We start from the raw sequence: 26,360 nt of genomic DNA, 5'->3' as shown, positions 1-26,360 counted from the left end.
GCTACAGCCTTTTCGATGAACCCTGCACGTTCCATCCGGTTCTTACTAAGACATTCTCGGGCGCGGCCTGTTCAGCGACCGGCATCACCACAGACCAGGGTCGAAACGATCGACAGGGCTCATCGGGCTCCGGAGCGATACGGACCTCGCCTGCGGCATGTGGCGCTAAAACGGCTCTTGAGTCGTCGCCCCGCGGTCCTCTGTGACTGGCGAGGCCGGAGCGACGGCGCCACACGCGTCGCCGCCCCGACTGCCGACCGACCCCGCAGCGTCCGTTGGTATCGAGCTGCTGGCGCTTATGCCTAGCTATGCGTGGACCGAGATCAACGGCACCCGTCTTTCGCGAGCCACCAGTCGCGAGGCCCGCCGGAGCATAAACCCTGCAGTATGGCATGGCCGTGGCGCGCGGCGATTGGAAGGGAAGCCTCAGTGGCGAAGAGACATTGCGCTCCTCGCATTCGCAGGGGAGCCGCAATTATGCGGTCGGGCGGCTATTCATTGGTGAAGCCTACAACCGGACAATTCACTAGATTTCCCGTCGTCTTCACCGGCCCTCCCGCAGGGCTCACCAGTAAGCCCGCCGCACTTTTGGATTCAAGATCGTCGCCGTCAGTGATCAGTTTCCTTTGATCCTTCGCGATAGCTTCATTGGTCCACTCGGCTAGTCGTACGTCCCACATCGGGGAGTATCCGGCGCTGATCTCAGTGAAGTGCGCGAGGATGTCGAGCGAAGGCCCCTCTCCCCTGATGGCACTGTTGAGTCCCTGGCGATTGGGATCTTTCGTCCCCATGCTGCCATTCAAAATCGTATAGATCACCTCAATCGCACCGCTCTGAAGAATGTCGCTTTCCGCAGGCGCAAAGGTGGACGCCTCAAGGGTCGCGGACTCCTCGGAATTTGCGTCAAAACTAAGATAACGCAGGTGTTTTCCGTTCGCGAATCCAGACCGGAGTTTCAAGTCGACAGTGCCCTTATCAGGACAGATGCTTGCTACGGAGTCTGTCACCACGGAGTAGTCAGGGCTGCCGTTGCAGAATGAAATTTTATCCGGCCCGACATCGAACGCGATGATCGGCGCATTGAAAACAATATTCATACGATTGGCCACCCGCACCAGTGGGCTGTAGTTCGCATCCCCAACAGATCCGGCTCGGGCTGTCTTAGGAGGAAAATAGTTGGGCGCGTCCCCTCCGACCAACTTCTGCGAAGGCGAGAAATCGACCCGCCCTGATTCAAATCTGAAGTTACCCGAATCGTCCATTTCCGCAACCCGTGTGCTCTTCAGGTCCTTGGCATCAGCGAGACTCGGCGCCCACGTAAGCCCCATCTCTTTCGAAGTAGCGTAATCGCTTACGTCGGTGAGCACGAACCAAACGGTCTCTCCCGACGCAAGACGGCCGCGATGGAGCGGTAGCGTCACCACCTCTCGTACCAGGTCCACCTGGCCCGACGTAAGAAATTGCTTCGTGATCATTTTGCCAGCGGCTGTATCAGCCGCTAGACTTACATGAGGTGTCGAAAATGCCGTCACAAACATCACCATCGATCCGCAAACGCATCTGACGAGCCTCTCGCTGGGCTTCATGACGCTACCTCTTTGCATTCAGTTTGGTTTTGCACAGGTGATATTGAAGCAGGTTCGCCGACAGCCTGTCACTTTTTGAGGCCGGGATAGCCTTGAACATAGATCCAGTCGGTCGCTTTGGCAGGGATGTGGCAACCTAGACAGTCTGATTGGAAGTTCGTTGAGCTCGTTTTCATCCGGTCATCCGCATTAAACCAGGACCAGCCCCAACCATTGCCCCACAACTTATTATCGGGGTGGCTGTTCTTGCCGTCCTTCACCATCATGAACCATCCTTTGAGGCTTTGTTGATGGCTAACGGTCCCAGTCGTCATATCCGACGTGGCCGCGGCGTACACTTCCTTCACCAGGATCGAACCATCGGGAAATTTGCCACTCGCCCGATAGGCCGCCGCAGTTCCGGGCGACGCGTAGACCACGTGCATCTCCTTAGCGCCTTTGTCACCTGCAACAGACCAGCTCCCGAGGAATTCGTAGGTCGTTCGATAGTCCTTCGGAATATGCATGTTGCCTGACCCGTCAACGAGTTGCTCCTGCGCAGGAGCGGCCTGGCTCGGTACGAGTTGCGTTACGAGGCACCCGGCGGCCACAGCGATGAACGATGCGGACGCCAGGGCCGCACTTCTGAGACTTTTCATTACGGGTGTCCTACTTTTTGATAGACGGATTCTCGCTGGGCGGCATTTTCTTGGAGCCACTCTGGCCGGGCGGTAGCGGCACCTGGTCGAGCAACGCGTAGAACTGCGTCCATACGTCATCTCGCTTCGCGCTTGCGATGTGGCAGTAGCCGCATTCCTCGACCGGCCGGACTTTAGCACTGGCCGCTTTTGGTTCATGGTGATTGAAGTTGAAATAGCCCCAACCGTCGCTTGCCTTATATCTCTCGGTGTCCTTGACGGTCACATCAGCTCCGTTGAAAGCCCCCGGGAAAAATCCTTTCCCCGATGGCGCGGTACTCGAACCGTCCGGATTGGTGGCAGGCTGCATGAGCTGCAATTCCTTCACGAAGATTGTTCCTTCAGGGAAGACGCCCGTTTTCTTGTAAATATCGTAAGAACCGGGCTCGATATACACGTTATGAAATTCCGGGAAGTTTGCTTGAGGCGGATTCAAAAAGTTGGGCGTCAGTGGCGATCCAACGTAAACCCATTCGTGAAAGTTTTTTGGCAGAATAAGGTCCCCGTCTTTCGTGTATTCAGGAAGATAGCGGCCGGTGGCGTGCCAATCGTCGGGTGGCGGAAGCTGTGGTTGCTGCGCGAAGGCTGCGGTTGCTAGAGCGCCAACGCCAAGGACCGCGGAAAGTGCCAGTACGGTGCGTCTCATAATCTCTCTCCTATGACAGCTCGATATTGCCGATGAGGCAATGACTGCATTTTCTGCGCAGGTGGTCTCGTTAACTACGCGCTGATTAGACTAGGCGTGGATCCCCAAGTGCGAAAGCAACAAAGGGGCATAAAATCGATGCCCGATGGAAATGACGCACTCGAACTTTCGATGTTTGATCATCGACTCTTACTGTTCTTTCGCAGAGCGGCGGAGTGAGTTGCGACTAACGACCATGTCCAGTCGGTGCTGATGAGCTAGACGCGTTGCTCATCTGCAGATTGGGCCATTGAGTATCCAATTCTTGTTATTCCAAATGTCGTACGTGATCCGACGGAAGGGGCCAGTGCAGTTTCTCGGCCGATACTGAGCTCCGATCACTCAATCCCTTTTAGCGCCGTCCGCTCGCTCGCGGCTTGCCTCTGCCTATTCTGAGCGAATGTCGTGTCGCCGCAGCTTACGAGCTAATGTCCATCGTGTTGGCAAAGGCACTCCGCTTCGAGAAGGCATAGTGTCTCGACTGGCACACCTCGCCGCGCCACCGCTGAAGAGGCCTCCTACGTCAAAATTGGTGCATGACACGATCGCCCCACTCTTCACTGGTGGCAGCCATCGAGCGGCTTGAACTATAATCTGAGCGGCATCTTAGAGTGCGGTGAGCGACGAACCATCTCGCTGATCTTACTGATCTGGCCGTACAGTTGACTTAGCTTTCGGGACCAAGTCGGGACCAGAGGGATTTTGCGCCCGGGCAGCGTGCGCCACCATTCAAAACGGCAGGAGCTTAGCTTAGGTCTGAGCTGCCTCAGGCAGCGGCGCTCGATCATAACCGGAGGGTTTTAAAATCATAACTGAGACGAGTGCGAAGTGCTCTGCGTGTTGGGCTATGGTCGACCTATGCTCGAGAGACGGATAGGGAAGGTTGACATGGAAGATCTGGACATATCGACTGAGCGTCAAGCGAAGGATCCTGCGCACGGAAGCTCAGGTAATGGACATTCGTGTACGGACACACATTCGTGTGCGGACATGTTGTGCATGAAAAGAGCGTTGACGAGGCCCACAGCGACCTTCTTCAAGGGCGCCGTCAATTTTTCGCCCGAAACATACGAACGTCACTTCCACGCTTCTCTTGAGCGCCTGCGCGGGGAACAACGTTATCGCGTCTTCGCTAACATCGAACGCGTCTCCGGTCGCTTCCCAACCGCCAGATGGCGACGCCCTGACGGGTCCGTTACTGAAATCACGGTTTGGTGCTCGAATGATTATCTGGGCATGGGACAACACCCGGAGGTCGTGGGCGCGCTGACCGCCACGGCACGCCGCTGCGGTGCAGGAGCGGGTGGAACTCGCAACATCGCGGGAAATAGTTCGCCTTTGGTTGATTTAGAGGACGAACTTGCTGATCTGCACGGCAAGGAGGCAAGTCTCGTCTTCACATCTGGCTACATATCGAACCAGGCCAGCATATCCACGATCGGTAAGCTGATTCCAGAGTGCGTAATCTTTTCTGATGCATTCAACCACAATTCGATTATCGAAGGCATCCGTCAATCAGGCTGCGAAAAGCGGATTTTTCGCCACAACGATCTTAGTCACCTTGAGGCCTTGCTGCGCGAAGCGGGAAGCCGCCCCAAGCTCGTCGTGTTCGAATCCGTCTACTCAATGGACGGCGATGTGGCGCCGATCGGCGCAATCTGCGACATTGCCGAGCGGTATGGGGCAATGACCTACCTTGACGAGGTTCACGCTGTCGGCCTCTACGGCGCTCGCGGCGGCGGAATTAGCGAGCGCGAGGGTGTGATGCACCGCTTGACAGTGATCGAGGGTACTCTCGCCAAGGGATTTGGCTGCATTGGCGGCTATATATCGGCGTCGCGATCTATTTGCGATGCGGTGCGCAGCTTCGCGCCCGGATTCATCTTCACGACCGCCCTCCCTCCACCGATTGCCGCCGCAGCGCGTGCATCTGTTCGCTACCTGAAACACTCGTCTGCCGAGCGCGAAGCACACCAACGACAGGCCGCTGCAACGAAAGAGGCGCTCCAAGCCGCCGGGCTTCCGGTTCTCCCGACCGGAACCCACATCGTGCCTGTGATTGTCGGCGATGCGGAGTTGTGTAAGGCGGCAGCCGATCGCCTTCTACAGCGTCACGCCATCTATATCCAGCCGATTAACTATCCGACGGTCCCGCGTGGGACGGAGCGGCTGCGCATCACGCCGTCGCCATATCACGCAGATACCCACATAGCTGAACTCGCAGCTGCGCTGGCTGAGACCTGGGACGCCCTTTCTCTTTCCTGAGAGCCGTGATCGGCAGCGCTCCTTTCGCGACCACCTTCCGCGGCCTCATCGGCTGGGCTTTCACCGACGGTGCAGAGTACACTCTGAGGGCGTCGGGCGTCCCCGGTCGTGCAGCAAGGCAGCAAGATGGGACAGACAATCCCTTTCACGTGTGTATGGGCGATCGCGTGGCACATCTTGCTGTCGGCGTTCATAATCGGTGCTCGCATCCGTAATGGGCAGCCCCGAAGAGCGGACCTCCTCAGCGTCCTGGACTGTTCTCCCCCACGAACCCACTCGAACACGTTTGTCCAAAATTGTCGTTCATTTCGATAAGCCCTCCAAACGAGGGTTCCTTGAAAACGATCACAGCGAAACAACGGACAACGAGAACTGAAAATGGATATCACGGAGCGGTCCCATCTGCTGATCGAAGATCTGTCCGTGGCGCGCGGCGAGCGCATCCTGCTTGGCGGGATATCTTTGCGACTAGGCTCGGGTCAAATCGCCGAAGTGACGGGTCCCAACGGAGTGGGCAAATCTACGCTCTTGCGTGCGATCGCCGGTTTTTTTCCACTGAGATCCGGCCGCATGTCGTGGGTGGAGTCCGAAGCCGCGGATCCGGCGCCCCTGGCAGAACGCCTCCACTACGTGGGCCATCTCGACGGGCTGAAATCGGCGTTGACCGCCCGCGAAAACCTCGAGATTGGCCTGGGATTTTTGGGGCGAGACCGGCGAACCGCGTTACAGGCGCTGGACCACATGGAGTTGGCCCACGTTCTCGATCTGCCAGTCGGTTATCTTTCCGCCGGGCAACGTCGCCGCGTCGCATTAGCTCGGCTCTTAATCGTCGATCGCCCTCTATGGCTGCTCGACGAACCGCTAACTGCGCTCGACCGGCACGCGCGCGCCTTACTGAAGGCTATCGTCGCGAGCCATCTCGGAAGCGGAGGATTGACGCTGGCCGCGACCCACGAACCTCTTGGTCTACCAGGGACAATCGAAGTCAGGCTTGGAGCCCGGTGATGGCCATTTCGCCGAAGAGCGGTCGCACCCCAAGTAGCTGTCTGTCTCGAGGTCGGGAAAGAAGGGATCAAGCTGCTCTTCCGATTTCAGTCCAGCGGTCTCGACGTAATAGCGATACCGGATGGGCACCATGACCCGTATTCTCCTCATCGTTTTTCTTCGCGACCTCATGCTAGCCCGCCGCATCGGTGGCGGCGGGATGCTCGGTCTGTTCTTTTTCCTCAGTCTTGTGACGGTCGTACCCTTCGCCATCGGGCCTGACATGCGTTTGCTGTCGCGCATCGGCCCAGCAATTCTATGGATAGCTGCACTTCTCGCGAGCCTATTGGGCCTCGACCGTCTGTTTCAGGCGGATCAAGAGGACGGCTCGCTGGACCAAATGTTTTTGTCGCCGGCGCCCCTAGAACTCATTGTTCTTGTGAAGTGCATGGCTCACTGGCTTGTAACGGGGCTGCCGCTCGTTATGCTCTCGCCTCTATTTGGCTTGATGTTGGATTTGGATGGTCCCGCCCTCCGATCGGTAGCAGCAACGTTGTTGGTTGGCACGCCGGCCTTCACCTTTCTGGGGGCGATCGGGGCGGCCGTTACTGTCACCCTGCGGCGCGGCGGTCTATTGCTATCGATCCTCGTCGTGCCACTAGCCGTACCGGTGCTGATCTTCGGTGTCTCCGCGGCGCAAAGCGCCACAATGCCCTTTTTGACACCGTTCCTGGTCCTCTGCGCGCTTGGACTCGCGTCCATCGCGCTCGCTCCGATAGCTGCGGCCGCAGCACTTCGTAGCGCGGCAGAATAATGAGGGCATACAACGATTGAGTTTTCTTTCAGGGCACTCTACGTGGAACGACTTCGGCCTGAAGCCAAGACCGCTTGACCTCAGGAGGAGCCTATAGCGGGGTATCGGAGTCAAACACAGCGGCAAGCCGATCCCGCTCGGCTTGGCTCAATGGTGCGGCTGGCGTGGACTGCTGGCGGCGCAATCTGAACAGGAGAGCGATGGCGCCCGCTACGAGCACGAAAGCCGGCGTTCCCCAAAGGAGAGCGGTTTCCAAGTCGAGTGGCGGTTTTAGCAGGATAAAGTTTCCGTAACGCTTCACCAGAAAAGCGCGGACCTGCTCGTCACTCTCTCCGAGCTTAAGGCGCTCGCGCACGAGCAGGCGAAGGTCCCGCGCGAGCTCTGCCTTGGAATCGTCGATCGACTGGTTTTGACAGACCAGACAGCGCAGTCCGGCGGAAATAGCGCGCGCGCGTGCCTCAAGTTTCGAATTGGTCAGGATCTCATCCGGCTGAACCGCCCTTGCCAAGCTAGGGGCCACGCTTGCGAGTACGATCGAAAGCAGAAGAATGCGACGAAGCCACGTCATTCGGCGGGCTCCGGCGCTGCGCGGCTGTCGGCGACGCGGAGGCGAGCCGCGCGGCGCGCGAAGCCAATTCGGAGGCGTCTATCGGACAACGACACGATTCCTCCAAACGCCATAATGATCGCACCGATCCAGATGCTCGTCACGAGCGGCTTCCAGAACAGGCGCGCATCAATCGAACCATCCGCGTGGCGGTCCCCAAGCGAAATGTAGATCTGCCCAAAATTCAGCGTTACGATCCCCGCCTCGGTGACGGTTGTCTGTCGTGTGGGAAAGCTGCGCTTGGCTGGCTCGACGGCGGTCACGTATGTGCCGCCCTGGCTGATGACCGTATGGCCAACGAGTTCGGAGTAGTTCGGGCCCTGCTGCAATCGAAAATTCTCGATGGTGGCCTGATAAGGGCCGAGATCGATCCTCTGGCCTAACTTGACGGTCGCGATCCGCTCCACACCCCAACCCGTCGCCGCCAAGCCCATGAGCGTCAAGCCAAGGCCGGCGTGAGCGATCGCCGCCCCCCACGCGGAGCGCGGCAGCCCGATCGCGCGGGCTAGCATAACCCGGCCGCCTTGCCCTCGTGCCCAGATACGCGACGCCACATCGGTGAACGAACCAACGATGAGGTAGACGGCGATGCCGAGACCGGCTGCGGCGAAGACGGGGCCGCCCCGGATGACGGCAACGAGCACAATGGAGACTACAAGACCACCCAAGGCCGCGACCGTCACCCGTTGCGCTGCGCCGAGCAGGTCGCCGCGCTTCCAGGCGATCGACTGACCGAGCGGCATCAGCAGAACGATAGGCGCTACGAGCGGGCCGAGCGTTAAATTGAAAAACGGCGCGCCGACCGAGATCTTGTCTCCCGTCAGCGCCTCAAGCGCGAGCGGATAGAGCGTGCCGGTTAGAACCGTAACACAGCAGGTGGTCAGCAGCAGGTTGTTGACTGCCAGCGCGCTCTCGCGTGAAAAAGGTGCGAACACGCTCCGCTCGCTCAGGGACGGCGCGCGCCACGCGTAGAGCGCGAGTGGCCCGCCGATGAATACGGTCAGTATGACCAAGATGAAGACGCCGCGAGCCGGGTCACTGGCGAACGAATGGACGGAGGTCAGTACTCCGGAGCGCACGAGGAACGTACCCAGCAGCGACAGCGAGAACGTAAGTATCGCCAGGAACAGTGTCCAAATCTTGAGGGCTTCACGCTTCTCCATGACAGCAGCCGAATGGAGGAGCGCGGTGCCCGCAAGCCAGGGCATCAGTGACGCGTTTTCGACCGGATCCCAGAACCAGAATCCGCCCCAGCCTAGGGTGTAATAAGCCCAGTACGACCCCATGGCGATGCCAAGCGTCAAAAAGATCCAGGAGATCAGTATCCAAGGCCGAACGTAGCGGGCCCAAGCGGCGTCTAGTCGGCCACTGATCAGCGCGGCTACCGCGAAGGAGAACACGATCGAAGAACCGACATAGCCGACGTAAAGGAGCGGCGGGTGTATGGCAAGGCCCGGGTCTTGAAGAAGCGGATTAAGGTCCTGCCCCTCAAACGGCGCAGGAAATCGTCGCAAGAAGGGATCGGAGGTGAACAGAATGAAACAGAGGAAGGCAAGGGAGATCCAGCCTTGGACCGCCAGGGTATTCGCGCGTAGTTCGTTCGCCATAGCGCGTTCAAAAATCGCTACAGCCGCTCCAAAAGCCGCAAGAATCAAAACCCAAAGCAGCATGGATCCTTCGTGATTGCCCCAGACGCCCGCGATTTTGTATATAAGCGGTTTGGTGGTGAGTGAGTTCTCGGCGACTGTCACGAGACTGAAGTCAGACGCCACATGGGCGTAGGTCAGTGCTGCGAAGGCATAAGCTAAGAGCAGGAACTGGGTGATTGCGGCAGGGACCGCGATTGAAGTAAGTGCCGAATCCCTAGTCCGGGTTCCCCAGAGTGGCAGAATTGATTGAAGCAGCGCGACAGCGAGAGCCAAAGCGAGCGCGTAATGTCCAGTTTCAATGATCATCTTGTGGTCCCATCAGCGGGGATGTTTCGTGGGAGCGGCGCTATTGCGCTCGCGCAGATCTTTCGCTGCGCCAAGTGCCTTCTTGCTTGAGCTTGTCAGCTACCCCCTTGGGCATATATCGCTCGTCGTGTTTTGCTAGCACGGTGTCCGCATGAAGAAGGCTCGGTCCTTCCACGGTGCCCTCGGCGACGACGCCCTGTCCTTCACGGAAGAGATCCGGCAACAATCCGGTGTAGCTGACTTCGACATCGTGCTTTAGGTCTGTCACCGCGAAGATGACAGTCGACGACCCCTCATGAGTGAGTGAGCCACGTTTCACTAGGCCGCCGATGCGCAACCGGGTGCCCGGCGGCGGCGCCTTTGCGGCCAGCTCGCTCGGCCCATAAAAGAAGACAATACTGTCTCGCAACGCGAACAGGATGAGCCCTATCGCGATCGTCAAAGTGACGCCAGCTGCGCTGATGATGGCGAGGCGCCTACCCTTTCGTGTCAATATCTACTCCTCTAAACGAAGCTGTCTGACGAGTTCATCCACGCGAGCCGACGCTTGCGCATCGCCTGCTAGCTGAGCACGTGCGCTTGCGACAGCCGCCTCGGCCCTTTTGCGCTCACCCAATGCCGCGTAAGACCTGATAAGTTGTAGCCATCCTTGAAGGTGATGGCCGTCCTTCGAGAGCTTCTCGGCGAGCTCCGCTACCATTCCCCGGATCGCGTTGCTCCGTTGCTCTGGAGGGAGCCCTTCAATGTCAGCTCCGGCTTGGCCGGCGTGGATGTCAGGAACTGCGGCAGCGAGGCTAAAATCTGCATTGGACCGCCTCGATGCGATCGGCATGTCAGGCTGGCTGGGAGCGCCGACCTTGAGGTACGACGCGAGCGCGACGAGCGGCAGGACTAAGGCGATCGCAAAAGCCGCTGCAGCGCGTCGCTGACCTCCGCGGCGCGACGTATGCGACCAGCCCTCGGAGGCCGAGTTGAGTGACGCGAGCAGCCGGCGCTCGATTTCGGCGCGAGTCGTCACGGACTCCTCAGGTGCTAGCATTCCGCTGCGCACGTCCTCATCCGCTTCGGTCAGAAGATCGCGATAGAACGTCACATCCAGATCACGAGCGCGAACAGCCTCGCGCCGCTCAGAGAGCGACCGGGCCAGCGCCAGCACGACTGACGACGTCATCATTGCAAAAATGACCCACAGCACGTTTTCAAAGACCTCCGTTCGTCCTCGCCACCGCACAGCGCACCGTCCGCCGGCATGCGCCGCCAGTGAGGCTCGGGCCACCTGACTGTTCCGCTTTCATTGCCAACTCGGAATTCCCGAACAACGTAGCGGACGGAGCACTACAACGCTGAGGCAAGAAACGATCCTTCTTGCATCAATCCCGGAAGGATGGAGAGCGTGCAATGCAGCCGTCATGGACGCTCAGCCTCGGCAATGGCGTCCACCAAACCAGGCCGGCTTGCGTCCGAGATGCCACCAACCAGCTTGTACACAATTGTGCCATCGCCCTTGATCACGTACGTCTCGGGAACGCCATAAACACCGAAATCGATCCCCGTTCGGCCTGAGCGGTCAGTGCCGACCTGTGCGAACGGGTTGCCGTGAGCGGCAAGATAGGCCAGCGCATTTCTGGGATCGTCTTTGTAGACAATGCCGGACAGTTTCACACCCAGTCGTTGCAGCGTAGGGTCGCTTGCCAACGCCATCAGGGCCGGTTGTTCTTCCCGACACTCAACACACCATGATGCGAACACGTTCAAGATCGTCACGTGCCCTCTCCGCAAATCTGCGCTCGACAAGCCAGGTGGACCGGATGTTGAAAGCCCTTCGAGCGGCATCAGCGCAAATTGCGGCACTGACCTGCCGATCAGAGCAGAGGGCACGAGTGAGGGGTCACCGGCCCCGAGCCGCACTAAAAGCAGTGTCGCAATTCCGCAGAAGACCAATAAAGGGATAACCACCCACAAGCGGGCCAGTGCGCTTCGGCGCGTCGACGCGCTCAATGATAGGTGAGTTGAGGCCGGGATGTTGCTCATGCGCGACCGCGCCGATCCGAGTGATCGAGAAGGCGGGCCAAGGTACGACGCTGAAGACCATAGTCGATAAGAATCGCCACGATCATTCCCGCCAGGACGGTGCCCGTCACCAGAAATGCCGCAATTATGAATGAGTCATGCCGCAACATAGGTTCAGGAACCCAATTCGGCAGTCGGCATGCGCGCCAGCGCCGTTTCGCCACTAGCCGCCCGCGTGATCGCAAGCCGCCGGGCTCGGCGTCGCAGGATCTCGTTGCGAACTGACATAGCGTGGAGCGTCACGAACAAGAGCGAGTATGCGAGCGCCATAGCGATCAGCGGCCATAGCATCGAGCCAGCAATCGCCGAGCCCTCCATCCGGAACACCGACGCGGGTTGGTGAAGCGTGTTCCACCAATCAACCGAGAACTTCACAATCGGAATGTCGATAAGACCTACCAGGGTCATAATCGAAACTGCTCGAGCCGCCCTACTCGGGTCCTCGATTGTCTGCCAAAGCGCGATGAGACCGAGATAAATGAGTAGCAGAACCAGCATGGAGGTGAGCCGTGCGTCCCAGACCCAATAAGTACCCCACATTGGTTTGCCCCATAGCGAGCCCGTGACGAGGCAAATGAAAGTGAAAGCTGCGCCGAGGGGCGCTGCCGCCTTTTGAGCCGCATCGGCGAGTGGATGACGCCATACCAAGGATCCGAACGCAGACATCGCCATGAATGTATAGGCAAGCATTGCGGTCCAGGCGGCGGGGACGTGGATGTACATAATTCGCGCAGTCTCACCTTGCTGGTAGTCGGAGGGCGCGTCGAACGTTCCAAATAGACCAATCGCGAAGGCGACTGCTGTCGAACCCCAAAGCAAAGGCAGCAGCTTTGCGGCGACGCGCACGAAATTGCCTGGGTTGCTGTAGGCGCTAAAGCTCTGCTTCAACTCTCGATCTCCTCGAAGCCAACCAGTAGGCGGGGAATCGCTCGCTTCCTAACGCGGCTCGCGTAGGGACTCTGCTCTCTTTTCGCCTGCAAAGCCGATGAGCATTGCATCACACGAGGCACGGGGTCGCAAATTACCCCCGGTTATCATTTCGATGCCCGAAGATCGGCGACTAGACATTTCTATCGAGTGGTCCGCCTTAGTCCACCACGCAGATTTTGCGCGAAGTGGATTTAGCCACTCTGAGCCTCGGTGTTGTGTAGTCATCCAGCTGACAAGGAGGATGTGGATAGCGGGCGGAATCCGTGATCACCTGGAGAAACAGTCTCGCGTCTGACGCATGCATATCGTGTTAACGATCGAAGCATGCAGTAGCTATTCGCACTCTCGCTCGCGGCGCTCGACTCGGAGGGGCAGTTATGGCCAGGCGGATAGTCGAGTGCGGTAAAGGTGGCGGCTTAAGGCAGCAGAAGCCGTTCGTCGTGTGGAGCGCCTTAAGCTTACGTATAGGACCCTTGCTCCATTTGGATGACTGGTCCGTACTGGCGTTCAATTGAGCCGCCTATCGCGATCATCGTATGTATGAGGCCGCGATGGTCCTCCTCTCCCCCCGCCATCGCTGCCCACCTTGGGCGCCTCCCTAGACTTGGGCCGCTTGTGGCAACGCAGGCGGCCCTTCTTTTGCGTACTCTCATTCCGGATAGACCAGCGTTCTATTCAACCAATACCTCTGCACTGTCACTTGATACCTGCGCCCAATGGCGTCAATCACGCGCACCGTGCTAGCTGTTGATACGGAATGAAACGCAACGGAACCGGCCCGCGAGCAGGCAGTTGCAGGATAAGGTCGGCGGCGTAGCGCCCGACCGACCCTTCCCCTGACCGAAACGTGCTTCGCCGATCCCGCAAGCCCTTAGTTCGACGGTTCGCTGCGGAGAGCCGACCATGAAAAACATCGTGGATCTCCTAATCTGGTTTTGGCGAGGGAGCCCGCCCGCGCCCAACACACAACTTGGGGCTATGGCCGAAAATCGAGACCAATCCAGCATGGCCGATTTTGTCCGCATCTTGCAGGCCTACGATCAAGACCAGTACGGAGGGAGTTAGGGGTGTCCGCGTAGCAATCGCTTTCGCGGGTCTCAGGGGCCGGGATAGAAAATGCGGGCCACGGGGAGCGCTATCAAGCGGTACGTTTCCAAACGGCCATCGCGGTACCAGTGCATCCTTCGAGAATCGGCCACGCATCTTCAAAATCAAACCCGTGACCGAACTCGTGAGAACTATCTCGCACCAATCACGATGAGCGCATAGTGGCCTATGGTGTTGTGACCGCGAAGATTAGGTACGCATTTCGATTGCACTCGCCACAAAGTCGCAAGCTCGGGCGGACGCGATGATCTACCACCTCCGAACGACTAATTTGCCGCGTCTGACGAGTTTGCTCGGCGACTGCATAGTTTGCCTCCGAGTAGGGCGTACGGAATTATTGATTTGCTACAGGCCTGACTAGCCGGCGCGGCAAACTAGAGCTGCACCAAAATTGGGTCCAGGCGAAACAATAGGCGCTTGAAGAACAGTCGTTCCAGGTTAGGACCCGCCGCCCGGTATTTCTGGTCTTGTGCTTCTCCGTAGCATGCGCGGGATCCTGAGGGACATCCAACCAACTCGGCGGCGCGCCCGACGGTTCAGGACTCCGAGTTGGCCATGTGAAGCTCCGCGTGAATTAAGTCGAAGCCTGGATATACGAAAGTCGCAGCTCGGCTCCGCGAAAGTCTATCCCCGTTTGGCCCTTCCTGTCAGACGCGCAAATGCGAGTGCAATTGAGGACCAAGGTATCACACGGCATGCTCACCTCGACCCGTTCGTCGCGGATTCGGGTGAAGAAAGCCGGCGCTCGGCCTAGTGCCCACGCAGAAACACCGCGACAACGGAATTAAAGAGTCCTGAATAGGCACCCGGAGGTCGACCCCATGTGTCTAGCAAATGACGGTCAGTTGACAGCACGAACCCACTTTGAGCGAACAGGAGAAGCCATGCCAGAAGGCCCCCTACTGCTTCCGACCTCCAAACTGGGAGCCGAACTCCACCAAGTCCGTTTACGGGAGAATTCGACGACGCTACGCCGTTCGCCGCGTGGCCCTAACGATCGGCACCAGCTTTCAAGATCGCAAGCGTTGCTTCCGATAACCCCGTCCCGAAACTTTGAAGGCGACCATGACTGCTCCATTTTTGATACAATTCGCCAATCAGATGGTCACCTCGTGGCGGACGTGATCCATCCTGTCGTTGAAATCTCTCCTTCCGACACTGTGGCACGCTTCAAGGTAAATGGGCATGGCATGACGGCCGAATCCTTGCGATTCACCGGACGAGGTAGAATCCAGAATCATTTTCGGGCTCCAGTCCATATGCTCGTGATGTACGAGAAGGGAGAGCGCAGTGAAGGAGAGACATTCGTGGAAGGTCTGCCGCGATCTGCGCTCCGAAACCTCGAGCGGAAACTGACATTCGTGCCGGCTGGCCGCGAATTTCACGATTGGCACGAGCTGCGCGGGTCGCAGATGCGGCTCATGTACTTCTACTTCGAACCTGAGAACCTGAAGGTTCTTTCTAAGCGTGGCATCACCGACCTACCGAACGCTCCACGTATACTATTTGAAGACGAAGCGCTCTGGCACACCGCGCTCAAGCTGAAGGCGTTCGTCGAGAGCCGTGCAGGAGACCCGATGTACTTCGGGAGCCTCGGTACTCTGCTCATACATGAAATCGTGCGTTTCACTTGCGGGATGCCCAGCATTCAACCTCAACTCCAAGGCGGCCTTGCACCGTGGCAGCAACGACTCGTCAGCGCCTATATCCAGGAACATCTCAATGAGCGGATACCGATTGGTACGTTGGCGCAGCTCGTTCGTCTGAGCCCATATCATTTCTGCAGGGTATTCAAGCAATCTGTCGGAATGCCGCCACATCGGTACCAAACTAAGCATCGTGTTGAGCACGCCAAGTTGCTGCTGGAAAAACGAGCGGGCTCGATGACGGAAATCGGTCGGGCGGTAGGCTTCAGCAGTCGTAGCGCGTTCGCCACGGCGTTCCGGAAGGCGACGGGAATTGCCCCGGCGGATTACCGCCGAAGCGTGGCTCCTCCTTTGACATATGAATGACCTGCGACGTCGCGACCAAGTTTGGTATTCGGAATGTGGAGGCATCTCGGCCTCTCATTGCGTCGAGGTCGGTCTGGCTTTCGGCGCTTTAGGAACGCAGCTCATGAGCCGGAAGAAGACCTGCATCTACGAGTGGTGGCCTAGCAGTATCCGTTCGCGCGACGTAACGGTGAGCACGGTATCCCACGTAAACGGGTCATTTCGGTCTTAATCCGCCGAACCGGTTAACACGCCGCAAATCGGAGACCTCCCGCACTCGATGCTCCCCCATAGACCGCAAGCAACCGGCTGAGCCGGAAGACTCGTGGCGAACAGAACGCAGAAACCCCGCCGTGGGAGCTCAGCAAAGCGACCGAAAGCTGAAGCGGCGCAAAGGGGACCGCCCCGCCCAAACGCCACCGAGTGATCCCGGGTTCCCTAAATCCGTCGCTGCTAACGGAGCGTGAAGGTGAGCTGACATTCATCGGGCGGCTACAGCATGGAGGTGAGGACATCAAACTGGCGAACTTCTCGTGGCCCACCGCGTTCCACGCTGGAACCCTCTCATTTGTTGAACTGCCTTGGTGGAGATGATTTTGCGGTCATGATGGGTTTTCATCCGATTTTGCGCGCTGCAGAGCCGATTCGACGCATCCGAGCAGAACCTCTTCGTCAATGGGTTTGGTCAGGTAGCCAACGACGCCCTGACCCAGAGCTCGAGTTCGCGCGCCGTCATCGAGGTAAGCCGTGATCAGAATTGTTGGTATGTCGTAGCCAGATCCTACCAAGCGGCTATGCAACTCAGTCCCAGTCATGCGCGGCATGTGGACATCAACGATCAAACAGGAGGTATGACGGACGTTAGGAGACGCCAAGAAATCCATTGCGGATGCAAAGACCTCAGTCGTGAAGCCCACTGCCTGCATGAGACCCGCTAACGCCTCGCGAGATTGCTCATCATCATCGATGATCGAAATCTGAGTCTCGCTAGACATATCCCCGCCTTCTATGCTGGGGACGCGGACCGCCGCATTTCGCGTTCCGTATCTCAAGAAGCGCACCGCGGGCTATCCAATCATCGTACTGTAACGACAAGCGTTTGGAGCCGCGATTATATTGTGGACGGCCCATGCCAGACCTCGGAATAATCGATGCTATACTTTGGAATAATTGATCCAGAACTTCTGAATAGGTCAACCCGATTTGGGCCACTTCCGAACGCTTGCGCTGATGCCAGGTCATTGCGCTCGACGCGTCAGGGGGGCACTTCCGGCATCAAAAGCTTCAGTTGGTTTGCGCCTAAACAATTTTCGCTGATGGAGCCACCACGAATCGATTAGGACCGTGGCGACTTTATACCGAGCGTCTCCGCTATTCTGACAAGCTCGGCTAGCGATTGCGCACCCATCTTCTGCATCACGTGGCCGCGGTGCGCCTTCACAGTGATCTCAGCTACGCCTAGCTGGAAAGCGATCTGCTTGTTCTTTAATCCAGAGGTCACGAGAGCCAGCACCTCTCGCTCGCGCGGGCTTAAACGTTCGAGACGCGATTTCAGGTCCGTAAGCCGCTGCTCGACCTTTCGCCGCGTCCGATCGCGCTCCAGTGCGATCGTCACCGCATCCAGCATGTCCTGATCGCGGAACGGCTTCGTCAGAAAATCGACAGCGCCTGCCTTCATCGCCTTAACCGACATCGGAATGTCGCCGTGGCCGGTCATGAAGATGACGGGAATGGAAGCGTTCATTTTCGACAGCTCGGTTTGGAAGTCGAGACCGCCCAAGCCCGGCAATCTAACGTCAAGTACAAGGCAGCTCACCACGTCGGGTAATAATTCGCCTTCGAGCAGCTCCGCGGCCGACCCAAACAACTTGACCTTGAAGCCGACCGAGTTGAACAGATCTCCGAGTGAGTCGCGGAAGTCCCTGTCATCGTCAACGACGGCTATAGTTGGCTCCTCGGCTACTGCGCGTTTTTGAATAGAATGCTGCGCCACGAGATACTCTCCCAACTTCGTGTAAAAATATCAGCTGCCGGCGCTCCAGGTTCGGTCCCGAGTTTCAGCTCGAAGATCGTTGCTCTTTGAATGGGTCGCCGTGGATGTGATATCCGTTAAATTCCCATAAGCCCGGCGATTCGCGATCCAAAAACTCGATCCCGCGTACCCACTTCACGCTTTTATACGCATAGAGGTTTGGCACCACGAGGCGCAACGGGTAGCCATGCTCGGCCGTAAGGAGTTCGCCGTTATGCCGTAGGGCGAAGATCGTCGTCGGGCGCAGAAAATCCGAGATTGGCAGGTTTGCCGTGTGGTTATTCTCGCCATGGACCATCACATGCCGCGCCTCTGGCCGCAGCTTCACTCGCTTCATTAATTCTGTGGCGAGCAATCCTTCCCAATGGTTGTCGAACCGACTCCAGTGCACTACGCAGTGCATGTCCGCAAATACTTCGCTCTGCGGCAGATTGGAAAGTTCCTCCCACGAAAGCCGCAGTTGCTCCTCTACCAGGCCGAACACTCGAAAATCCCACGTCCTGGGACGAAAGACCGGCACCGGGCCCACATGCTTCACCGGCCACTCGAGCGTAAGCGACTGTCCTGGGGGCAGCCGCCCAGCGGCACGCAACTCACGCTCTCGTTCACGTCGCTCGTTCGATCGCACAGCTAGCTCCATCGGAAAAGTATGGCGCGCGCAAAAGCACCGCGCGCCTAGTTAGCGTACCTTGTAATTTCCAGGGCCCGAAAACGCGGTCAGCCGGGTGCGGCGGACAAACTTTGAGCTCCCGGTACGCCACATGCCGAGAAGGTCCCTATGAAGAACTACGGAACCCGAAGCGGCGAAGGGAGCCTCACTGCTCCTCCCCCTCACCGATCTCGGAATCGGAATTATTTGCAGACTCGGAGAGTAAGCCAGGGACAGTCTTGCTGGTATTGTGACGGAAAATGTTGACGGCTCCGATCACTTCGTCGTCGTTGTCACGAATCGGAAAGACATTAACGAGCGCCAGGAGACGATTGCCGTTGGGATGCTCGCAAATCACATCGGCGTTGCGAACGGTGGCGCCGTTGTTGATCACCACGGATGGTGGTGCAAGTTCGTGCGGCATCACTTCTCCTGAAGGGTAACGCAGAAGGTGTGACCCGCAATACTTCTCCGAGGCTCCCAGAGACGGCGTGCGTCCCCAACCCGCGATTGCAGCTTTGTTGCACTTGACGACAGTGGCATCCTTTTCGAGAACGTATATCCCTACTGGGATAGAATCTATTGCCGCTTGGTCTGCAAGAATTCCTTTTGTGACGAGGTGCCCGTCGACGACTTCTCCTCGGAAGTCCATTTTGTCGAAGTCGCCATCCAAAATCATCGTGCTTGTTGCGTTGGTTGCCATTTTCAACCTCCTTTGTGTACCCACCTTGTTCATAGGACCTACTCGGCCTTACACTCGAATTTGAGTAAGCATAGTCTCGCAGGTCACTACCGTCGTCTCACCGTGCGCCGCACGATGTCTCATTTTGCGCCGATCGCCATTCGGTTGTTGTTCAGTTAAGGCCGCGGAGAGGCGGGTGCGGCGATCAGCTCGCCCGCTGGAACCGAGACGCAAAGGAACTCTCCACATCCGCTCTTAAAAAGTGGCAGCCCCAAAGTCTGGTACCCTCGCTTTGCCCATGTAACCGGTCTAAGTTAGGTTCCAAGGCATTTGGTCGGCCCACGGGATGATCATGCAAGTCCATTTTTCTACGGACCATATTGCGCCGCGCGACCGCGTGAGGTTCTGGTGCGACTATTTCGCGAAGCAGGCCCATAGCATCACGCCGGGCGAGATTCTGGATCCCGCTGCCTTTCGCGCGGAAGCGAGTGGATCGATTGCAGGCGAATTTGCGCTGCTGGAGATAAGTTCGGGACTTGAGAGGGTCCAACGGACGGCGGCCGACGTTGCCAGGGACAAGATTGAAGCGTTCTTCGTCCGCCGATTTCGCGCGCCCGTCATCTGGAGGGCCGCGGCACGCAGCACGCCAGTCGACCTGATTCATGAGCCCGGCGATTTCTGCATAAGCTCGACTGAATGGCAATTCAACGCGGAATGGAAGGGCCCAGAGTCGTTCGACATGCTGGTCATCCCGTGGGCTGCACTCTCGCCGCTTATAACCGGGGGTCGACTGGAACGCCCGTTTCGGTTGGCCGGTGCCTCGCCGCTCGGCTCGCTGCTCGGCGCAGCTATTGATGCGGTGAAGGGGCAAGCCCCGCTGCTCTCCAGCGAACACGGTGAAGCCGTGCTGCGCAATCTCTGCGGTCTCGTGGCACTGAGCTGTAACATCTCCAACGAAGGCATCAATGGGGGGCGGGATTCGCTACAATCGGCGCGGCTCGCGGCCGCCAAGCGTTACGTCGACCTGCATCTCGCCGATCCTTCCCTGACCGCCGCCAGCGCCGCGGCCGCACTCGGCATCTCGGCGCGCCAGTTGCATCGCCTGTTCGAAGCAAACAATGTCAGTTTCGCCCGATACGTTTCGCGCGAGCGACTGCTCCGGTGCCGCGACGCTGTCGCCGACGCGACGGGAACCGGCCGATCGGTGATCGATATAGCTTTTGGCTGGGGGTTCAACAGTATGGCGACGTTTTATCGCGCGTTCGCAAGCGAGTTCGGTAGCCCGCCCACCATGCTGCGTGCGGCGTCGCAAGGACGAGAGAATGGCCAGCGCACGACAGGAAAGGACACATCGTGAATGCTCGGGGCGATCTCCCGCTTGGCGCTAAATGAGACGTTGCTTGGCGCTAAATGAGACGACCTCGCGACGGCTTCCGTGTGAATGATGTCGCGACCCACGGAGATGCGTCAGGTTGCACGACGCATGCGCCTGAGGTGTCGCATCCGATTGCTTTTATGTGTCGCGCGCAGCCGAGTGAGCCGCGCCTGCACGCAAAGGAAATGACATCGTGGATGCTGTGCAGCAGGAGCTCGTTCAGACCACCTTCGCCCGGCTGGCGGCGATGCCTGAGGTCGCCGGGGCGTTGTTCTACGAGCGGCTATTCGCCACCAATCCGAATTTCCGGCCGCTCTTCAGAAACAACATGCGTATTCAGGGCGTCAAGCTAATGAGCATGCTCGCTATGGTCGTCTACAATCTACCCGCGCTGGATCAACTTTCGCCTGCGATCCATGACCTTGCCGTCCGCCATGTCGAGTACGGGGTTAAGCTCGCCGACTACGACGCGGTGCGGGAAGCGTTGCTCTGGACGCTCGAACAGGCGCTTGGAGAGGATCTCACGCCAGCTGTTCGTGAGGCGTGGACGGTCTGCTACGATGAACTCGCGGGTGAAATGAAAGCAGCGGCCGGCGTCTGATTTACGATCTCCCGCCTGGCACTAAGCGCCTTTTTCCTCTCTGGAAGCGGTGATCCCGATATGTCCTTTCCGGGTGTTGGTTGTGTGCAAACGGATAGGATCGGCCCGCGGCCGTTGTCGACCGACGTTTATGACCTCGTGCGTAACAATCAGATGGTGTCGCGGTGTCCACCGCGACCTGGACATTTTAGCCGACGACACCCGATCCACGTCCGCTGGTGGCCATCGAACGGGCATCCGGATCGGTCAGCGATATCTGTTGATCCGGCGTATTGCGCATCGCACGCATAGGACGAAGACCGCCTGATTGACGCATGCGCGCGAGAACCGGGTAGCGCTATGATAGCGCTGCGTGAAGGTTAGGCAGCTTGGTAAAGTGGTGATGCTGTGGCAACAAGAATGTCACCTATCCCGGGGCTCTCGGGGTACGTGCTGGTGCCCCTGCGGGAAAGCGCGGACTTTACCCTTTACCGCGGCCGAAAGCATGACGCCTCTTCGCCGGTCCTAGCGATCGCACTCTTCGAACAGCCGTCGCCTCAGAGTATCAGGCGGCTCATGCACGAATACTCGCTCGGAGCCGAACTCGATCCCGCGTGGGCTGCCAAGCCTCTGGCCATTACTCGTCACGAAGGGCGGACGATCCTCTTGCTCAAGGACCCTGGCGGTCAGCCGCTGGATCGGATTCTTAAGCGTGACCAGGGGCAACCGCTCGACTTGACTCGTTTCCTTAGCACCGCCATTGGGTTGGCAAGAACACTCGGTCAAGTCCATCAGCAGGGCCTCATACATAAGGATATCAAGCCTGCGAATGTCCTCGTCGACGACACCGGCAACGCGTGGCTCACGGGATTCGGGATTGCCTCCAAACTTACGCGCGAGCGCCAGTCGCCCGAACCTCCAGAGTTCATCGCGGGAACGCTCGCCTACATGGCACCCGAGCAGACGGGACGAATGAACCGTTCGGTCGATTCTCGGAGCGACCTTTACTCGCTTGGGGTGACCTTTTACGAGATGCTGACCGGGAGTCTCCCATTCGCGGCCTCCGACCCGATGGAATGGGTGCACTGTCACATCGCGAAACAACCAGCCGCACCCAGCGAGCGCGTAGGAACCGTACCGGCCTCGGTCTCCGCGATCACGATGAAGTTGCTCTCCAAGACGGCGGAGGAGAGGTATCAGACAGCGGCGGGAGTTGAGAGCGATCTTCGGCGCTGCCTGTCCCAATGGGAGTCCCAGGGGTCGATCGATGACTTCACTCCTGGCGCTCACGACACCCCAGATCGCCTTATGATCCCCGAGAAGCTGTACGGGAGGGTCCGCGAGGTGGACGCTCTGCTGACCGCCTTCGACCGCATCGTTGGCGGTGGCCGAGTAGAACTGGTGCTGGTCTCTGGATACTCCGGCATCGGAAAATCCGCAGTCGTCAATGAGCTCCACAAGCCGCTCGTGCCGCCACGCGGCTTGTTTGCATCAGGCAAATCCGACCAGTACAAGCGCGACATTCCGCACGCCTCGCTGGCCCAGGCGTTTCAGAGCCTCGTCCGGCGGCTCCTCAGCCAGAACGAGGAAGACCTGCGCAAATGGCAGGACGCACTTCGTGAGGCGCTGGGTCCCAACGGACTGCTCCTCGTCGATCTGGTCCCGGAATTAAGGCATGTCATTGGCGAACAGCCGCGAGTGCCCGAATTGCCGCCGCAGGAAGCGCAGAGACGTTTTCAGATCGTATTTCGACGGTTCATCGGCGTATTTGCGCGACCCGAACATCCGCTCGCGCTCTTCCTCGATGACATGCAATGGCTAGATGTCGCCACACTCGACCTCCTCGAAGACCTGTTGACCCGCAACGATTTGCAGCACTTGCTGATCATTGGTGCGTACCGGGACAACGAGGTCAATGCCACCCACCCGCTCCTGCGTAAGCTGGAAGCGATCCGTCAGGCCGGAGCGGCAGTGCAGGACATCGTTCTCACACCACTCAGTCGCGACGATCTAGGCAAACTGATTGTGGACTCCCTTCACTGTCAACTGGAGCGCGGCGCCCCACTGGCAGACTTGATCCACGAAAAGACCTCGGGCAACCCGTTCTTCGCAATCCAGTTCATTTCTACTCTGGCGGACGATCGCCTACTGAAATTCGATTATCGCGAGCGCCGTTGGGTATGGGACCTGCTCCGCATTCGTGACAAAGGTTTCACGGACAATGTTGTAGAGCTGATGGTCGAGAAGTTGAAGCGCCTTCCGCCAGAAACCCAGAAGGTACTCCAGCAGTTCGCCTGCATGGGCAACAGTGCAGAGTTCGAGATGCTGCGGATTGGGTATCAGGGCTCAGTCGAGCACATCCACGACCATCTCTGGGAAGCCGTGCGATCGGGCCTCATCTTCCGTGCGGACAATTCCTACCGTTTCCTGCACGACCGCGTGCAGGAAGCCGCCTACTCGCTGATTCCGAAGGAACTACGTGCCGAGGCTCACCTGCGCATCGGAATGCTCCTCGCCGAGCACACGCCCGCTGAAAAACGTGAGGAGGCGATATTTGAGATCGTCAATCAACTCAACCGGGGCTCCCATCTCATCACCTTAGTCGAGGATCGCGAGCGCGTCGCGGAACTTAATCTGATCGCCGGCCGGCGCGCGAAGCTCTCGACAGCATACGATTCGGCGCTCAAGTATCTCAGAGCCGGCAGAGCCCTTCTTGAAGAAGGGACTTGGAAACGTAATCACCAGCTCATCTTCTCGATCGAGTATCTGACAGCCGAGTGCGAGTTGCTCACTGTCACGGTTTGCCTCGCCGCCGGGGATCCACTCGCCGAAGTGCAAAAGGAATGCGAGAACGGCCTGGCATCCGCTAGGCGGGCGCGTTTCGGCCTGGCCATCGAGCGCTGCGAAGCACAACTCGGTTTGATCCTCACCTTGCGCGGGCTAACTGCAACTTTCGGATGCCTGGATCACGAGGGATACAGTGAAATCGATACCGAACGCCGCTTAGCCAAGAGCCCCGACTTAGTGCTCGCCGAGTTCTATTACTGGACGCGAAAGCTGCAGGCGCACTTTTTCGCCGGAGACCTTGCGTCGGCGGTTGACGCCTCGCTACACGCCGAACCGCTGCTTTGGACGTCGGCGGCAATGTTCGAGTCAGCGGAGTATCGACTCTATGGCGCGCTGGCGCATGCGGCGGTCTGGGATCACGCCACACCGGAGGAGAGACCGAGGCATTTCGACTCTGTGCTGGACCACTACCGGCAGCTCCAAATGTGGACGGAGGCCAACCCCGAAACCTTCGAAGATCGCGCCACGTTGGTCGGCGCCGAAATCGCCCGCCTCGAGGGCCAGGTGCAGAACGCTCAGGAGCTGTACGACAAGGCCATCCGCGAGGCTCACAAACAGGGATTCGTGCACAACCAGGCAATTGCCAACGAGATCGCCGGGCGCTTCTACGCAGAGCGCGGCTACGAGAAGATCGCAGCGACCTATTTGCGGGCGGCGCGGGCCTGCTACCTGCGCTGGGGAGCCGACGGAAAGGTCCGCCAACTCGAGGAGCTTTATCCGCACCTCAAGGTGGACAAGTCGATCCGGGATTCCGCGGCGACGATAGTGACACCCATCGAACAACTCGACTTGGCTACCGTACTCAGAGTGTCGGAAGCAGTGTCAGGCGAGATCGTCTTCGAGAAGTTAATCAACACCCTCATGAGTTCAGCAATCGAACACGCGGGCGCCGATCGAGGCCTCTTGATACTTTCGCGGGACGACAAATATCAAATTGAAGCAGAAGCGACAACCAGCAGTGACAATGTGAACGTGGTCCTGAAACAGGCACGCGTCACGGCCGCTGATCTCCCGGAGTCTGTGTTTCACTACGTCCTTCGGACAAAAGAAAGCGTTCTCCTGCACGATGCGTCCAGTCAGAGCTCGTTTTCAGCAGATGCCTATATTCGCGACCATCGCTCACGATCAGTGCTCTGCCTCCCGATACTTAAGCAGACCAGGTTGATTGGAATGCTGTACTTGGAGAACAACTTTGCGACTGCCGCATTTACTCCTACTCGAATGGTGGTGCTCACACTGCTCGCTTCCCAGGCGGCTATCTCAATAGAGAATGCCAGCCTGTACCGCGAGCTAGCCGAGCGGGAGGCCAGGATCCGACGACTAGTGGATGCCAACATCATCGGCATCTTCGTCTGGGATCGTGACGATCGGATCATCGATGCCAACGAAGCTTTTCTCCGCATCGTCGGATACGACCGCGACGATCTCGTCTCCGGTCGACTGCGCTGGCGGGATCTAACGCCCACCGAATGGCGCGATGCCGACGACCGACGCGTGGCCGAGCTGGAGGCGACCGGAACCGTGCAACCCTATGAGAAGGAGTACTTCCTGAAAAACGGCAGCCGCGTGCCGGTGCTGGTCGGGGCAGCGACGTTCGGCGGGCGACACGACCAGGGCGTTGCCTTCGTGGTAGACTTAACCCAGCGCAAGCGGGCAGAGGAGGAAATTCGCGAAAGCGAGCGGCGTTACAGCGAGGTGCAGATGGAGCTCGTGCACGCGAATCGGGTCGCAACAATGGGGCAGCTCTCTGCTTCGATTGCCCATGAAGTCAATCAGCCGATCGGTGCAACGCTCAACAATGCCTCAGCGGCGTTGCACTGGCTAAGCAAAGAACCGGCAGATCTGGAGAAAGCTCGGCAGGCTCTCAACCGGATCTTTGCTAACGGCAATCGCGTCAGCGAGATCGTCGGCCGGATGCGCGCGCTTTTCAAAAAAGCACCTCTCCGGAAAGAAGACGTGGACATCAACGGAGCAATCCTCGAGGTCATCGCCCTGACCCGTGGCGAAGTCGAGAAGAATGGCATTGTGGTGCAGTCACACCTCGTGGACGGCTTGCCGCTCATTCAAGGAGATCGGGTTCAGATGCAACAAGTGATCATGAACCTGATCATCAACGCGATCGAAGCTTTGAGCTCGATCTGCGAGGGGGCGCGAGAATTGGTGATCACCACCGCGAAGAGCGAGCCGGATGGCGTTCTTGTCGAGGTGCGGGATTCGGGTCCAGGTCTGAGCTCAGCGGATCTTGAGCGCGTCTTTGACGCCTTCAATACGACAAAGCCCGGCGGCTTGGGCATGGGTCTGTCGATCTGCCGCACCATCATCGAAGCGCACGGGGGACGACTATGGGCCACTGCCGCCGAACCTCGGGGAGCAAGTTTTCGATTCACGTTGCCCGCACAGTCAAATCGAGCCGCGTGAATCGGATATCCTGCAGCGAACCAACAGCGGAGCGAATATCTATCGACGGTGCGAATCTTGGTGTCTTTGGGCTTTTGCGATTTCAAGCACGTGCCCGTCGCTCACG

At 58.5% G+C, this 26,360-nt stretch carries 21 protein-coding genes and 1 pseudogene; 7 read left to right on the top strand and 15 right to left on the bottom strand.

Annotated elements, in window-relative coordinates; translation table 11 throughout:
• Positions 1–491 precede the first annotated feature (491 nt).
• The 3 genes from QA642_RS08780 to QA642_RS08770 form a co-directional block, all read right to left on the bottom strand.
• A complete protein-coding gene (locus tag QA642_RS08780; RefSeq protein WP_283084308.1) occupies positions 492–1,586 on the bottom strand; it encodes a hypothetical protein in 1,095 nt (364 codons plus the stop codon).
• Between the two features lie 68 nt (positions 1,587–1,654).
• Complete coding sequence (locus QA642_RS08775; RefSeq protein WP_283084307.1) at positions 1,655–2,224, bottom strand: cytochrome P460 family protein; 570 nt, start codon at positions 2,222–2,224, stop codon at positions 1,655–1,657.
• Between the two features lie 10 nt (positions 2,225–2,234).
• Positions 2,235–2,909, bottom strand: coding sequence for a cytochrome P460 family protein (locus QA642_RS08770; protein WP_283084306.1), 675 nt, complete (start codon positions 2,907–2,909; stop codon positions 2,235–2,237).
• 1,038 nt (positions 2,910–3,947) lie between these two features.
• On the opposite strand from QA642_RS08770, the gene hemA reads away from it, so the two are divergent.
• The 3 genes from hemA to ccmB all read left to right on the top strand — a co-directional run bounded on the left by hemA (position 3,948) and on the right by ccmB (position 7,011).
• A complete protein-coding gene (gene hemA, locus QA642_RS08765) occupies positions 3,948–5,213 on the top strand; it encodes a 5-aminolevulinate synthase (RefSeq protein WP_283084305.1) in 1,266 nt (421 codons plus the stop codon).
• Between the two features lie 378 nt (positions 5,214–5,591).
• Complete coding sequence (gene ccmA / locus QA642_RS08760) at positions 5,592–6,218, top strand: heme ABC exporter ATP-binding protein CcmA (protein ID WP_283084304.1); 627 nt, start codon at positions 5,592–5,594, stop codon at positions 6,216–6,218.
• 130 nt (positions 6,219–6,348) lie between these two features.
• Positions 6,349–7,011, top strand: a complete 663-nt coding sequence (gene ccmB, locus QA642_RS08755; RefSeq protein ID WP_283084303.1) for a heme exporter protein CcmB — start codon at positions 6,349–6,351, stop codon at positions 7,009–7,011.
• 91 nt (positions 7,012–7,102) lie between these two features.
• On the opposite strand, the gene QA642_RS08750 is transcribed toward ccmB, so the two are convergent.
• The 7 genes from QA642_RS08750 to QA642_RS08725 form a co-directional block, all read right to left on the bottom strand.
• Entirely contained in the window at positions 7,103–7,579 is a 477-nt protein-coding gene (locus QA642_RS08750; RefSeq protein ID WP_283084302.1) for a cytochrome c-type biogenesis protein, read from the bottom strand.
• On the bottom strand, positions 7,576–9,573 hold the full coding sequence (locus tag QA642_RS08745) for a heme lyase CcmF/NrfE family subunit (protein ID WP_283084301.1): 1,998 nt from the start codon (positions 9,571–9,573) through the stop codon (positions 7,576–7,578). Before QA642_RS08745 ends, QA642_RS08750 begins: the two co-directional genes overlap by 4 nt.
• 40 nt (positions 9,574–9,613) lie before the next feature.
• Complete coding sequence (gene ccmE, locus QA642_RS08740) at positions 9,614–10,066, bottom strand: cytochrome c maturation protein CcmE (protein WP_283084300.1); 453 nt, start codon at positions 10,064–10,066, stop codon at positions 9,614–9,616.
• Between the two features lie 3 nt (positions 10,067–10,069).
• Positions 10,070–10,768: a c-type cytochrome biogenesis protein CcmI gene (gene ccmI, locus QA642_RS08735; RefSeq protein WP_283084299.1), complete on the bottom strand. Its 699-nt coding sequence runs from the start codon at positions 10,766–10,768 to the stop codon at positions 10,070–10,072.
• Positions 10,769–10,980: 212 nt separating this feature from the next.
• Complete coding sequence (locus tag QA642_RS08730; RefSeq protein ID WP_283084298.1) at positions 10,981–11,604, bottom strand: DsbE family thiol:disulfide interchange protein; 624 nt, start codon at positions 11,602–11,604, stop codon at positions 10,981–10,983.
• Complete coding sequence (locus QA642_RS46485) at positions 11,601–11,690, bottom strand: hypothetical protein (protein WP_342740874.1); 90 nt, start codon at positions 11,688–11,690, stop codon at positions 11,601–11,603. The genes QA642_RS08730 and QA642_RS46485 overlap by 4 nt, the downstream gene beginning before the upstream one ends.
• A gap of 67 nt (positions 11,691–11,757) precedes the next feature.
• On the bottom strand, positions 11,758–12,531 hold the full coding sequence (locus QA642_RS08725; RefSeq protein ID WP_283084297.1) for a heme ABC transporter permease: 774 nt from the start codon (positions 12,529–12,531) through the stop codon (positions 11,758–11,760).
• Between the two features lie 2,033 nt (positions 12,532–14,564).
• Here QA642_RS08725 and QA642_RS08720 point away from each other — a divergent pair.
• Positions 14,565–15,692, top strand: coding sequence for an AraC family transcriptional regulator (locus tag QA642_RS08720; RefSeq protein WP_283084296.1), 1,128 nt, complete (start codon positions 14,565–14,567; stop codon positions 15,690–15,692).
• Between the two features lie 581 nt (positions 15,693–16,273).
• Here the strand turns inward: QA642_RS08720 and QA642_RS08715 are convergent.
• The 4 genes from QA642_RS08715 to QA642_RS08700 form a co-directional block, all read right to left on the bottom strand.
• On the bottom strand, positions 16,274–16,666 hold the full coding sequence (locus QA642_RS08715) for a response regulator (RefSeq protein ID WP_271587679.1): 393 nt from the start codon (positions 16,664–16,666) through the stop codon (positions 16,274–16,276).
• A gap of 341 nt (positions 16,667–17,007) precedes the next feature.
• Positions 17,008–17,664, bottom strand: a complete 657-nt coding sequence (locus QA642_RS08710; RefSeq protein WP_279372764.1) for a response regulator — start codon at positions 17,662–17,664, stop codon at positions 17,008–17,010.
• A gap of 64 nt (positions 17,665–17,728) precedes the next feature.
• Positions 17,729–18,343 carry a sulfite oxidase-like oxidoreductase gene (locus QA642_RS08705; RefSeq protein WP_283084295.1) on the bottom strand — a complete coding sequence of 205 codons (615 nt, stop codon included), beginning with the start codon at positions 18,341–18,343 and terminating at the stop codon, positions 17,729–17,731.
• A gap of 175 nt (positions 18,344–18,518) precedes the next feature.
• Positions 18,519–19,055 carry a PAS domain-containing protein gene (locus QA642_RS08700; protein ID WP_271587676.1) on the bottom strand — a complete coding sequence of 179 codons (537 nt, stop codon included), beginning with the start codon at positions 19,053–19,055 and terminating at the stop codon, positions 18,519–18,521.
• A gap of 325 nt (positions 19,056–19,380) precedes the next feature.
• Here QA642_RS08700 and QA642_RS08695 point away from each other — a divergent pair, with 325 nt between their 5' ends.
• A complete protein-coding gene (locus tag QA642_RS08695) occupies positions 19,381–20,391 on the top strand; it encodes a helix-turn-helix domain-containing protein (protein WP_283084294.1) in 1,011 nt (336 codons plus the stop codon).
• Positions 20,392–20,602: 211 nt separating this feature from the next.
• Positions 20,603–21,010, top strand: coding sequence for a globin domain-containing protein (locus tag QA642_RS08690; protein WP_283040526.1), 408 nt, complete (start codon positions 20,603–20,605; stop codon positions 21,008–21,010).
• A 120-nt stretch (positions 21,011–21,130) separates the two neighbouring features.
• Here QA642_RS08690 and QA642_RS08685 read toward each other — a convergent pair.
• Positions 21,131–21,281, bottom strand: a pseudogene (locus QA642_RS08685) (IS5/IS1182 family transposase); the annotation flags it as partial.
• Between the two features lie 284 nt (positions 21,282–21,565).
• Here QA642_RS08685 and QA642_RS08680 point away from each other — a divergent pair.
• The gene (locus QA642_RS08680) at positions 21,566–26,254 is read left to right on the top strand and encodes a trifunctional serine/threonine-protein kinase/ATP-binding protein/sensor histidine kinase (RefSeq protein ID WP_283084293.1); all 4,689 of its coding nucleotides are present in this window, start codon (positions 21,566–21,568) and stop codon (positions 26,252–26,254) included.
• The last annotated feature ends 106 nt before the right edge of the window (positions 26,255–26,360 follow it).

This window comes from Bradyrhizobium sp. CB2312, from assembly GCF_029714425.1.
GTDB lineage: Bacteria > Pseudomonadota > Alphaproteobacteria > Rhizobiales > Xanthobacteraceae > Bradyrhizobium.
This window is presented reverse-complemented; position numbering and strand designations above follow the sequence as displayed.